Genomic DNA, 12,737 nt, shown 5'->3' on the forward strand with positions numbered 1-12,737 from the left:
TGACATACAATTTTTCAAGTGTAGCTCTTCATGCTTCACTGTCGGAGCAATAGCTGTTGACTGGCAACAGATATTTTCTTAATGATAGGTTGAGTTTTTGTTATGTGAGGTCACGGCCGTGGACCCTAGGCTTCCGCCGCTTAACGCGCTGCGCACCTTCGTCATGGCGGCGCGTACGGGCAGTTTTGTTAAAGCCGCTAGTGAGCTGAGTGTGACACCCGCGGCTGTTAGTCGTTCGATCCGGTCGCTTGAAGATTTTCTGGGCTGTAGTCTTTTCCACCGTATGCACCGGAAAACGTCCTTGACCCACGAAGGGCGGATCTATTTCGAAAGCCTTGCCGATATATTTGACCGAATTGCGCTGGCAACACAGGGTCTTGTTGGGCAACGAGCTGACCGACCGCTTGTCATATGTGCCTATCCCAGTTTTATAGTTAGTTGGCTTGTCCCGCGCTGGTCGCGTTATTTGCAAACCCATCCTGACGTTCAACTTCGGATCGTTACAACACTCAGCCATGACGTCTCATTCGAAACAAAAAACATCGATTTGGCAATCCTTTCAGACAGTGTGGATGATCCGCGCTATATCTCGACTAGCTTGTTTGAAACGACTCTGATTCCAGTATGCCGCCCAGACTATCTTCCGCCAGGCACTTTGACCGGCGATATTGAGGACTGGCAAAGCGCGTTGCTACATTGTGACACCCGACCCGGCGATTGGGATCGGTGGTCAAAGGCGAATGGTGTGTTCGTTGACACCACCCGGGGTCAATGGTTTGAAAATGCATCAATGATGTACGAAGCCGCAATGAGCGGTTTGGGCATCGCCATTGGGATCAAAGACCTCTTAAGCCGCGAGTTTTCGTCAAACCGTCTTGCAGCCGCCTTCCGTGACAACGTTGAAATCGTGTGCCGGTTTTGCGTCATACGGCCTGCGACGACCGAAACCCATCCGTTTTTTCCAACATTCATGAAGTGGCTACAGAACGAGGTACAGGCGGGTTCTACTTGATCGATCCGCCCGAACCCGGCGCACAGATGCCGTCGGGGGGCGGTCACATCATGTGTGGGTAGCCCCGGTTTTAGCGGGCTGACGCCTTAGCAATAATACGATCGAATGCGTCCATGTGTCATGGCCTTTTTCTCGAGGCGCTGCGTCCCGTGTTGTCAACGGCGGCGTAAAAACCAGCCAATGGGCGGCGCAAAAGTAGACCGCTGGCTGGTGTTCAGGACAGCGAGCGGAGGCGCGCATCGCACCCCGGCAACCGCGCTTTTCAAAGAGCTGGCGGTTGCCGGGGTGCATTGGCCCGCAAGGGCCAATCGTGATGGGTTCAGTTGTTGGCGGCGCTCTTTTGGGCGCGACTCTGACCCAGCCGGTAACTGTCGCCGTTCATCTCGAGGATGCTGACGTGGTGAGTGAGCCGGTCGAGCAGCGCGCCGGTCAGGCGCTCGGATCCGAAGGTCTCGGTCCATTCGTCAAAAGGCAGATTGCTGGTGATCAGGGTGGCGCCGCGCTCGTAGCGCTGCGAGATCAGTTCGAACAGCAGTTCGGCACCGGTCTTGCTGAGCGGCACGAAGCCCAGTTCGTCGACGATCAGCAGCTTGTAGCCGGCAATCTGCTTTTGCAGGCGAAGGAGCCGCCGTTCGTCGCGGGCTTCCATCAGTTCGTTGACGAGGGCGGCGGCGGTGATGAAGCCGACAGAGAGGCCTTTCTGGCAGGCAGCCAAGCCGAGACCCAAAGCGACATGCGTCTTGCCGGTGCCCGGCGAACCAGCGGCACAATGCCGGGTGTCCGGCTTTTGAGGCGCGGATACTCTACCCTTTTCACCCGCGCGCGGGTGAAAAGGTGGATGTTGTACACCGCAGACGTTTCGCCGGAGAGGAACATCTGGTGGTCGTTCAACCCGATGGGACACTCGCACTTGTTCCGGTTTGGTTCACCAGCGCGGCGGCAGGCGCGGTTGAACTGAGCGGTTCCCCGCAATTGCCGCTCGCGCATCTTTTCCAGCTTCGGGCCTGTCTCGACAGCGTCTTAGCCTCCGTTGACGGGGAATCATTCCCGGCGGCAGGAGGAAATCGAGATGAGGGCACGACGGACGCAGCAGAAGGATCTTTTTCACCAGGGGCGGACATTCTGCGCAATCCCGCCGCCGGAGCGGCAGGCGCTGCTCCGCCTGATCGAGCAGATGCTTGTGGAAGCCCTGATCGATGCAAACCCGCCACTGGCCGGAGAACTGGCCGGAGACGGGATCACGGAGGTGCCGCATGAGCAAGATCACACCTGAGCATCTCGCTCGACAGGCCATCGTCTACATCCGACAATCGACCGCAGGTCAGGTTACGAACAACCTGGAAAGCAAGCGCCGTCAGTATGGACTTGCGGATCGTGCCCGACAACTCGGCTGGAGCGACGTCTCGGTTATTGACGATGATCTCGGACGTTCGGGTGGAGGCGTGGCCCGACCCGGCTTCGAGAAGATGCTTGCAGCGATCTGCGAGGGCCGGGTCGGCGCGGTTGTGTCGATTGAAGCTTCCCGCCTTGCCCGAAACGGGCGTGACTGGCACACGCTGATCGAGTTCTGCGGCCTGGTCGGTACGCTGATCGTCGATGAGGAAGGTGCTTATGATCCGCGTCATCCCAATGATCGCCTCTTGCTCGGGATGAAAGGGACGATGAGCGAGATGGAACTGTCGATCCTGCGTCAACGCTCGCAGGAGGCCCTGAAACAGAAGGCGCGCCGTGGCGAGTTGTTCATGACCGTTGCCATTGGCTATGTACGGGTCGGCCATGATCGCATCGAGAAGGATCCGGACCGGCGCATTTCTGAAGCGATCGCGCTCGTGTTCGCGAAGTTCGGCGAGATGCAATCTGTGCGTCAGGTGCATCTGTGGTTCCGGCATGAGGCGGTCCCTCCGCCGGCTGTGGTTCATGGCGGCGAAGGTCGTCAGATCGTGTGGAAGCCGCCGCTCTACAACACGGTCCTCCATATCCTGACCAATCCGATCTATGCCGGAGCTTACGCCTTCGGGCGCACGGGAAGCCGTATCAGCATTGCCGATGGACGCAAAAAGGTGGTGCGGGGGTTCCGGAAGGAGCGCAAGGACTGGGACGTGTTGATCCCGGATCGACATGAGGGTTATCTCAGCTGGAAGGATTATGAGAGGAACCAGCGCCTGATCGCGGATAATGCAACTGGCAAGAATCCCATGAGCCGCGGCGCCCTCCGTCGGGGGACAGCCTTGCTTTCCGGCTTGCTCCGGTGTGGTCATTGCGGACGCAAGTTGCACGTCGCCTACTCCGGCGCGGACGGCAACACGGGGCGCTATCACTGTCGTGGGGGCTTCCACAATCATGGTGGTGATCGTTGCATCTCGTTCGGCGGCATGCGGATCGACCGTGACATTGGCCTGAAGGTGATTGAACGGCTGCAGCCCCTTGGTGTCGAGGCCGCATTTGCCGCGATGGAAACGCGCGGGCGCGAGGCGGAGGCCAAGCGACGACAGCTGGAACTGGCCCTTGAGCAGGCCGGTTTCGAAGTTCGGCGCGCCCGGCGACAGTATGATGCTGTTGATCCCGACAATCGTCTGGTTGCCGCTGAACTGGAGAGCCGCTGGAATGAAAAGCTTGTCGCTGCGCATCACCTCGAGGCGGAACTGGAGGCACTCGGCTCGCTGCCGACGACAGTTCTGACATCTACGGATCGGGAGCGCCTTCTCGAGCTTGGCGCTGATCTGCAGCGCGCTTGGGGTCAGCCCGGCGTAACCCCCGATGTCAGAAAGCGTATCCTGCGGTTGCTGATTGATGAGATCATAGTTCGCGTCGAAGACAACGCTCTTGATCTTGTGATCCGCTGGCAGGGTGGCGATCATTCTGGCCTGAAGGTGCAGAAGAACCGGGCCGGACAGCATCGGTGGAGCACGGATGCAGATGTTGTCGACCTCGTGCGCGTCCTGGCCCGGCAGATGCCGGACAAGGCCATCGCACCCGTCCTAAACCGTGCCGGAAAAACGACGGGCCGCGGAAATGGCTGGACGAAGTCCCGAGTCTGCACCTTGCGTAACCGTCATGCGGTTGCAGTCTACCGCGATGGCGAGCGTCAGGAGCGCGACGAGTTCACCTTGGACGAGACCGCTGCAATCTTGTCGATCAGCCCTTCCAGCGTGCGGCGGCTCATCCAGGACGGACAGTTACCGGCCCAACAGCTCTGCAAAGGAGCCCCGTGGGTCATCCGAGGATGTGACCTGAAGCGCAGCGCCACCCAGTCCGCAGCAGATGCACGTCGCAACAGACGTCCGCAATCTGAGAACCTGCTTCAAGAAGAGATGGAATTATAAGGAGATGGCGAGATGGGCATTATAAAGCGGCCTTGGATGGGCCGAGGGCGATGACGTTCTCGCGGCGCTCGATCTGTCAGCCGGTAGGCGATGCTTGCATCGCCGTAAGGCCATTCGCAGCGCGCCAGTTCCAGCACCTGCATCTTGTTGAGCTTGGGGATCGCCTTGAAGTCGAAGCTGTCCAGGCTTTTGTCCGCCGGGAACTTCGCCGCCTTGATCCTGCGTTCGATCATCCGGCGCTCCCGGTCGATCAGTTCCAGTTCGACCAGCCGGGCCAGGAACCGGACGTGGTCCTGTCCCTCAGCGGCGCATTGACGGGCCAGCTTGGCGTACTCCCGAAGGAAGGTCGGCAGCTTCAAGGTTTTGAGGTGGTGTGCCAACAGGAGCTCCGGGGCATCGGTCATGCGGCATGCCAACAAAGCCGATTTGCTGATGGTGCTCGACCGCCCGGAGATCCCGCTCCACACCAACGGCTCGGAAAACGACATCCGCGCCGTTGTCACCAAGCGCAAGATCTCCGGCGGCACCCGCAGCGATGCCGGCCGTCATTGCCGTGACACGTTCTTGTCGCTGATGAAGACCTGCGCCAAGCTCGGCGTCTCGTTCTGGGACTATCTCGGCGATCGCCTGGGCATCATTGGCGGCCAAGCCGTGCCCTCTCTTCCGCAGCTCGTCAGAACGCGCTGCGCGACACCCTGACAGATCGCCGCGCCGCCAAAGCCCGCCGTTAGACTGCAATACCGCCCGGGGTTTTGCTCCTGTTACTTCCGAGGGCGAGCCATGGACATCCTGCCGCAACTGATCGTGAAAATTAAACGCCGTTTACTTTTTTCGTTGACGGGGCGGATGTCAAGAAGCAGCATTTCGGTAACTGAACGCCGTTTAGTTTGAGATTTTGCGGAGAGGCGATGAGCGCGCGCAGATTCAAGCATCGTGGTGCGTGCATCGAAGGTGAAGCGTGCAGGCCGTTTCTTGCGTGGATGGTGGCGGGGCATTCGCCAGAAACCGAACACGGTTCAGGATGATACGCCATGCTTGCGATACGGAACAATCAGTCCGCGTCTGGTGATGCCCTCACGAAGAGTGTTGTGGGGAATGGCAGCAAGTCTGCGGTCCGGCTGCACCAGTTGCGACATTTTGTTGCCGCCGTCGACTATGGGAGCTTCCGCAAGGCCGCTGCGGCGCTTGCCATCCAGGAGTCTTCCATCAGCCGGCGAATCCGTGATCTCGAAGATGAACTGGGGGCGTCGCTTTTCGTGCGACATGCTGGCGGGGTGCGATTGACCGTTGCCGGGCGGGAATTCCTGCGTAATGCCCGCCATGCTCTTCGCCAGATCGACATCGGGGTGACCAAGGTGGCAGCGGTCGGCCGGGCGGAGCAAGGGCTGATCAAAGTAGGGATATTCTCGTCCCTCGCGTCAGGATTTCTGTTCGATCTGCTGCGTGTTTTCGGGGAGCGTCACCCTAAGGTGCAGGTCGACATCATCGATGGCAATCCACCCGAACACGTCGCTGCGATCCGTAAACTTTGTCTGGATGTCGCGTTCATAACCGGAACGGCGGCCTGGGATGGCTGTGAGGCGGAGCATATGTGGTGCGAAAAGGTTTTCGTGGTGCTGCCCGATGATCACGCTTTGGCGGACAAACCCGAACTTGAATGGGCCGATATCGCATCCGGGCGGTTTGTCGTAAGCGATGTTGCGCCGGAACAGGAAATTCATGACTATTTGGTGGCCCATCTTGCCGGTCTCGGGCGCCGGCTCGATATTCAATCTTAGCAGGTCGGCCGCGACAATATTCTATCACTCGTCGCGCTCGGTCGCGGCCTAACTCTGACGAGCGAAGCGACGACCGTCGCGCGGTTTCCGGGGATCGCCTATCGGAAACTCGCGGATGAGGTGCTGCCGTTCAGCATGGTCTGGTCCGCACAAAACGACAATCCGGCGTGTCGACGCTTGCTGAGCTTGGCCCGGTCGATGACTGGACCGACCGGGAGAATGTAGGGTTTGTCAGCGTGTCCGAATGTCTCGAAACATGAGGCTGCAATCGAGATGGAACACCTCGGCTCCGTAGGCATCGTGCCGATGGTTACGTCAACCGCGTTCTGCCCAGTTTGGTGCACCGCGGCTATTCTACCGACTTCTCTACGAAACCGAGAGTATTGGCGTTCTCGATCAACGTCCGCACCTTGGCGCGGTCGAGACCATCAGGCACATCTGCCTCGATCTCGAGCCGGATCTTCACCTGACTGCCCGGCAGCGTCGTGAGCTGCTCGACGATCGCTTCGACAATCTGATGGATGTCTCGGGCCGGTCGCTCCGGTGAGATCATCACGGCGCCGGAAAAGCGGGTTGGCTTCTTTTCCGGCGGAGGCGTAGTCGGCCCACCGTCCGTGGGTGCTCCATCGGGCGGCGTACTGTCGGCTGTTCCTGGAGATGTGTCACCCGTTCCCGGCTGTGCCGGCGCCGGACGGTGCGCCTCAGCCACCTCGGGTCTCACAATGACACTGCCGCTGTCGATCACGATTACGGCGTTTGCCGCCCGTTCAATCGCCAGCCCCAGATAGGTGTCAGACTTCTCATCCCACCGCTCGGCATAGGCGAAAGGGCCGGGCAGCATACCGCTCACGGCCGCCTGCACCGCCTTGACCAGAACGTCCTGCCCTTTCAGGCGTGGCAGATAGATGTAGCGGTTGAGGTATTCCCGCAGATCCTTCAGCGACAGTCGCGGCTTGTCGTTCCAGATGTATTTCTGGAGATCGCGGTCGAGGCGCGACGGCCCCAGCTCGACCAGCAAGCCCTCTTCGGCCACCAGCTTCTTGCTGGCCCGGGCCAGCAGCCCGTCCTGCGCCGGAATCTTGCCCGACGCCCACTCCCAATCGGCTTGGGCGCTCTCCTGGGCCGGATAATGCAGATAGCACCACGCCTCCTTCAGGCGCGTCTTCATCGTCTCGTTCGCTTCGGCCAGTTTCGCCTTGGCTAGCGCGCTATCGCTCTGGGTGAGGTTCAGCCGGTCAGTATCGCGCACGATCTCGCCCCAGGCCAGGGACGCACGAACGGCGTCTTTCAGATGATCGAGCTGGCGGGTTTCCGCAGCGATGAACACCAGCATGTTGCGATAGACGCGCGGCGTACTGCCGCGTTGTGTGAGGATGTCTTTCGCCTCGACCAGAGCTTCCGAACCATCGCGCCCGTTATGCGGATGTTTGACGCCCAAGACGACGGCGCGGACACCGCCGGCTTCATCAGGGACTTCGGCCGATGACGCCGGCGCAACCTGCACGGCATCGAAATGGCCGCGATCCGTGAGTCCATTCACATATTTTCCGAGTTCCATGTCGATCGTCACATCGACCAGCGCCGCCTCGATCTGCGCCGCCTTATCCGCCGCGATGCGGTTGAGGCTGGCCGACATCGAGTACCAATACCGGCCAAGATCGGCGTGCATGAACTTGGCCTGGTTGGTCAGCCGGCGCAGCGCATCGCCGAAGATCGCCGGCCGTTCGCCGGGCTGCACGACACCGAGATTGATCTGCTTGTCGTCGAGGCCGGTGTTCTGCTGTTGATGCGTCGGAGCCGTCCCCATGAAAATTGCGCGGGCGACGCGCCGGGTTGCCGAATAGCGGTTCAGATTGGGTGCCGACTGATCGATCTTATACGGCGTGGACGCCGTGCCATCGACATCGCCGGCAATGATCGATTGCCAGCTCACGTCGAGATAATGTAGCAATTCCGGCTCTACGCGCGGGGAACTTACGGCCACACTACCCGGCATGATCATCACCGACGGATCGCCATTCATCCAGAGCTCGTGGATGGCCTGCGCCATCAACCGCAGCACACCGCGCGTGCGCTGGAATTTTTCAAGCGATCCCCAGGTCGTATAGAGCTGGTCGAACAGCTCGGGATGGATCGGATAGGCCTTCTCCAGCTTGCGCCGATAGTCCTCGTCCGCGCAGCCCTGCGGGAAGTCGTTGGTGTTCTCACGATACAGCTTCGCGAATTGCTTCAGCGTGTTGTCGCGATGATGGAACTTGTCGCCGGGGATGTCCTTGAACAGCCGCCGCCGCACAATTTCGTAGCTCTCTTCCTGGCTCGCCGGGCGCCATGACGATTCAACGCGGCTGAACGTCTGCTTGAGACGCGCCAACGCCTCCTGACCGCCTTCGCCGCCAACTTCGATCTGCGATGCCGGCAAAGAGGCGACCAGCAGAGTGCCGGGGCTGGCCTTGACCGCCTCGGTCAGCGACTGAACGAAGGACAGGTTCGCATCGAACGATCCCGACGGCAGTCCTTCTACCTTGTAGATCTGCCGCAGATAGGCGACCCATTCGTCGATCAGGATCAGGCACGGCGCATACTTGTTGAAGATCGTATCGAGTAGGTGGGAGCCCGGTGCGATACCATTGGCATCATTCTCTGCAACCATGTCGAAGGCTTCTGCGCCGCCGAGTTGCCACGCCAGTTCGCCCCATGTGGTACGGATCTTTTGGCCGCTGTTGGTATTGAGGACGTCCTGCGGTCCCCGCGACGTACCGACAAGCACCGCACGATTGATGGCCTTGGGCACACTCAGCCCGTTCTCGTCGAGCAAGCGATCAAGACCAGACAAGTCCTGAACCGGCGTTCCGCCCGCCATGTGATAGAGGGCGAGCATCGAGTGGGTCTTGCCGCCACCAAAATTGGTTTGCAGTTCGACCACCGGATCGCCGCCGTTGCCGGCAAGCCGCTTGGCAGCGCCAACCAGAAGCGTGCTCAATCCCTCAGTCAGATAGGTGCGGCTGAAGAACTGGCCAGGATCACGATACTCGGCCGGCGCACTACCCGAATGAACCTTGGCAAGGTCCGCCGCGAACTCGGCCTGCTGGAATTCACCGGTCGCAACATCCGGATGCGGCTCGACCACTTCGCGCCACGGGAGCAAACCCGCCACGGTTTCAACCGAGATATCCAGCCGCTGGGTTTTCCGCCGCTCCTCGTTGCGCTGAAGCTCTGTGAATTTCGTCCGAAGGATCGTATCGCGCATCTTCGAGAGCTGCTCGGCAACATCGCCGGCGCTGATCGACTCCATCAGCCGCCGCATCGTGTCCAACGCCCGCTCGGCGTCATCATAGGTGAAGGTCTCATTATGCGAGAGCTTGTTGCGGACATCGAGCAGCTCCGAAACATAGGAGCGTTCGGGGTGCCCAAGCACCGAGGCAAAGGCATCCTTCCAGAACGCCATCATGGTCTTGAGCAGGCCCTGCTGATCCCAGCCGACCTCTCCTGTCGCATTGGGCTTGAGACCCTGCACTCGCTGCACGACCTCGATCTGCCAATGCCCCTTGACGGAGGTCTCCAGCCTCTTCTCGACGAATGGAATGAGTGCCGCAGGGAGCAGCTCCATTCCCTCGAAAACATATTGCCGCGTGCTCTTGGCCACGTCCCGTCCCCCCTTAAATGTCCAGCCGGATCTGACGATCGCCGCTCGTGTCGTGGATTGTTGCCGCCTGCCTCGTCAGTTCCGTCCAGTCAGCGATCAATGCGTTGTAGGCTGTGGCCTCCTTCGCATCCTTTCGTTTGTTGGCGCTGATGTCATAGAGGCAGTAGGCGAGGTCCTTCACGGCCTCGACCTTCGCCTCGATCTTCTTCAGAAGACCAGCCGTATCGTGGGAGATACCATCCTTCTCGTGGTGCCGAACCAGATGCTGAAGGCACTCCCACACCGTCAGGTGGCTATCGCTATTCGGCTCCCAATCATCGTCAAGCTCGTCACGCGTCAGGATGCGGACTTTCCCCGCCGCACTTTCCACGATCCCGGCGTGTTTGACACTTTCGACCGAGATGCCGCGCGCACGGGCGAGATTGTCGGCAACACCGTAGTCCCCCTTGCCAATCCCGTTTTGCTCGAACCATGTGATGGCAAAGCGGGTGTCGGCATCGAATTCGCCCTGGATGCCGCCGAGATACTCGTCAAGTTCCCGGTTGATAAGTTGAAGCGCAGTTTTCACGCTCATCGGGCTGTCATCGGATTCTAGTACCGCCTTGTAGCGAGAAAAGACGCCCATGCCAGGACCAATGGCCGATTGTGGCATGTCCGCAGGGGCGATATTTGCGGCCTGAAGCTCGGCAATCGCCGGGGGAAGTTCTCGTTTCAGCGCACGAATAAATTCCGCACGCGTAACTGCTTCGGCTGCTGCGCCTCTCTTTCGGCAGACTAGGACCACCGAGTTGGCGAGAGCGTTCGACCCAACGGCACGCATCCTTCCTGGCTTTTCGGTTCGAATGGGCCACGTGCCTACAACTGAATAACCGGCAGTCACCACCGCATTTAAAAACGTCGCCCAACCAGTCGAGCTTATTCCTTCCTGCTCAACTTCGCTCTGCTTAAATGCGTAGTAGATCGTCGCAGGTGCCAAATCCGAGGATGTCTGCGCCATACTTGAGACTGTTCTTGTCATGCCGTCTAAGAAGAAATCATCAGCTGATTGGCGCCCTCCATGGCGAACCGGCGTTGCAACAAGTTCCTCCTTTTTGGGTGTCATCAGAAGACTCATCGTATCGGGATGCACGTCTCTTAAACACTTCCTCATCCAAGCATAAAAAAAATCGGAAAGATCTGCATAACCGATATTGTCGTAGTATGGAGGGTCCGTAGAGATTACCCGATCAAAAAACTTCGCCGATTGCGCATCCATTTGCAAAATGGATCCGCTACCCGTTCCAACCGCAAGGGTTTCAAATCCCTTCACCATTCTTGAAAATAGACTTTCAAAGCTGCCACTAGAACCGCTGAAAAAATTACACTCAGCAAAATCCCATGTCATAGAAAGTGCTTGTCTGGAAAACGTGGATCTCATCTGAGAGTTGGTACTATTCCATCCGCATATTGTTGACCCGTGATTTGCTAGCTGGCCCACTGAAAATGCCAAATAGGTCAGGATGGCATCACCGTAGGCGGAAGTTCCTGATCCACCTTCATGAAGACGACGCTCGTCTATTAGGGGTATTCCGCTTCTCTTAGCGTCCTCTGCAAGCATCTCCTTAATTTCTTGCAAGGCCTCTACAAAAGCGTTTAAACCACAAGCTTGACGTTCGGTGAAAAGGTCACCAAAGGTCTCCATGCCGTAGTTTCCGACGCGGAATCCGAGTGCGTTTGGCTCGAATCTCAGATCTGGTTTCCAATCAGATTTAGCACCCTTTGCTAAATCCTCCTGGAAGCTAGTGGGCGCAACGTAAGCACGCCCCTTCGGCCCCTCAGCGACAATCGCCATAAGCTGCTGACCCATTTGTCCGCTTTTCGCACAGCTTCTCACATAATCTGCTGTAATCGCCGCACCTGACAGAAGACAGGAGAAGTTTGCTCCGACACCAAGCTTAGTGCCTCGCTGTGCGATCTCGCGATCGCTCTTGCTCCCTCCTAAATGCATTGCGAACGAAACCGACTTGGATACTTTGTCAACTATCGGTTCGACCCAAGCTTCTTTGCCGGCTTTGGCGCTTAGTAAGAAACTCGACGCGATCGGCACCTGAACACTGCTGAATGCCGGATCGGGGCTGGGTACAGTCCGCGCCCAAATCCACGCAATGACTGTCGCCTTGCCGCCACCGTATTCCTTTGGAAGGTCAACTTGCGGATAGAGATGCCCAACATGTTCCAGCGCCTTTTCGCGCAACCGCTCGCCGTAATATTTTACGTCCTCCGCCAGCCCCTCGGCATTGCGATAGAATTGCCGCTCCCTAACGCCTGGATGGATCGGCGCCTTATCCTTAAATTTTGGCGGTATCTCGATCATCGCCTTGCCGATCATCACCGCCACCGGGTTCAGATCGGACCCATAAGCGGGCAGGCCCAAACGCTGCGCCTCCAACGGGATTGAACCACCGCCGGAGAACGGGTCATAGACCGGCGGTAATACTCCGCCGCAAGACCGCCGGATTTCGGCTCGCGCGCGCTCAAGCACTTCCTCGTTGGTCGAGTTTTCCCAGATCACCAGCTCTTCGATGATCTCGAACAGCCGTTTTCTCTCGATGTCAGCAGCGCAATCTTCCAGCGTCGGCTCGGGCGTGTCGGGCACATTGCCCTGCGCATCAGCCTTCCGGTCCCGCCACACCTTGAGGCGCACGACCAGTTCCGCCCCCGCCCGCTTACGAATTTTCGGATCGTCCAGCAGCTTGTCAGTATAGCCCGACGGGTCATCGACAAGCTGCGCGAACAGCACCGCCCGGCACGCCGCCAGCGGCCGCCGCGCCCACCACAGATGCAACGTCGACGGATGCCCGTGCCGAATGGACTTCTCGCGTGCGGAGGCGGCATTGATTGCTTCGAGCGGAATTGCGACTTCGATGAGTTTCTTCTTGTATGCTACGGTCATTGACCTGACTCTTTCATTACTATTGCTGGCGCGGAATTCCGCATGCCTA

General features: G+C 58.9%; 7 protein-coding genes and 3 pseudogenes. 6 read left to right on the forward strand and 4 right to left on the reverse strand.

What is annotated here, in order from left to right; all coding sequences use genetic code 11:
* Window positions 1-118: 118 nt before the first annotated feature.
* Window positions 119-1,012 (forward strand): LysR substrate-binding domain-containing protein, encoded by an 894-nt coding sequence (locus MLD63_RS11320; protein WP_255330029.1) that lies wholly within the window; start codon window positions 119-121, stop codon window positions 1,010-1,012.
* 319 nt (window positions 1,013-1,331) lie between these two features.
* Here the strand turns inward: MLD63_RS11320 and MLD63_RS11325 are convergent.
* A pseudogene (locus tag MLD63_RS11325) lies at window positions 1,332-1,778 on the reverse strand (ATP-binding protein); the annotation flags it as partial.
* Between the two features lie 32 nt (window positions 1,779-1,810).
* On the opposite strand from MLD63_RS11325, the pseudogene MLD63_RS18035 reads away from it, so the two are divergent.
* From MLD63_RS18035 to MLD63_RS11335, 3 genes and pseudogenes are all read left to right on the forward strand, one after another.
* Window positions 1,811-2,014 (forward strand): annotated as a pseudogene (locus MLD63_RS18035) (DUF5372 family protein); the annotation flags it as partial.
* 67 nt (window positions 2,015-2,081) lie between these two features.
* Window positions 2,082-2,285, forward strand: a complete 204-nt coding sequence (locus MLD63_RS11330) for a hypothetical protein (protein ID WP_255330030.1) — start codon at window positions 2,082-2,084, stop codon at window positions 2,283-2,285.
* Entirely contained in the window at window positions 2,266-4,335 is a 2,070-nt protein-coding gene (locus MLD63_RS11335; RefSeq protein WP_255330031.1) for a recombinase family protein, read from the forward strand. The genes MLD63_RS11330 and MLD63_RS11335 overlap by 20 nt, the downstream gene beginning before the upstream one ends.
* Before the next feature lie 34 nt (window positions 4,336-4,369).
* Here MLD63_RS11335 and MLD63_RS11340 read toward each other — a convergent pair.
* Window positions 4,370-4,739: pseudogene (locus tag MLD63_RS11340) on the reverse strand (ATP-binding protein); the annotation flags it as partial.
* Between MLD63_RS11340 and MLD63_RS11345 the strand changes: the two are divergent.
* Together MLD63_RS11345 and MLD63_RS11350 are read left to right on the forward strand one after the other, a co-directional pair.
* On the forward strand, window positions 4,738-5,034 hold the full coding sequence (locus MLD63_RS11345) for an IS66 family transposase (RefSeq protein WP_255330032.1): 297 nt from the start codon (window positions 4,738-4,740) through the stop codon (window positions 5,032-5,034). The pseudogene MLD63_RS11340 and the gene MLD63_RS11345 overlap by 2 nt on opposite strands.
* Window positions 5,035-5,366: 332 nt before the next feature.
* Complete coding sequence (locus tag MLD63_RS11350; RefSeq protein WP_255330033.1) at window positions 5,367-6,113, forward strand: LysR family transcriptional regulator; 747 nt, start codon at window positions 5,367-5,369, stop codon at window positions 6,111-6,113.
* 349 nt (window positions 6,114-6,462) lie between these two features.
* On the opposite strand, the gene MLD63_RS11355 is transcribed toward MLD63_RS11350, so the two are convergent.
* Both MLD63_RS11355 and MLD63_RS11360 read right to left on the reverse strand, forming a co-directional pair.
* Window positions 6,463-9,756 (reverse strand): DUF499 family protein, encoded by a 3,294-nt coding sequence (locus MLD63_RS11355; RefSeq protein ID WP_255330034.1) that lies wholly within the window; start codon window positions 9,754-9,756, stop codon window positions 6,463-6,465.
* A 13-nt stretch (window positions 9,757-9,769) separates the two neighbouring features.
* A complete protein-coding gene (locus MLD63_RS11360) occupies window positions 9,770-12,688 on the reverse strand; it encodes a DUF1156 domain-containing protein (RefSeq protein WP_255330035.1) in 2,919 nt (972 codons plus the stop codon).
* Window positions 12,689-12,737 lie beyond the last annotated feature (49 nt).

It is taken from the genome of Paracoccus albicereus (assembly GCF_024359525.1).
Lineage (GTDB): Bacteria > Pseudomonadota > Alphaproteobacteria > Rhodobacterales > Rhodobacteraceae > Paracoccus > Paracoccus albicereus.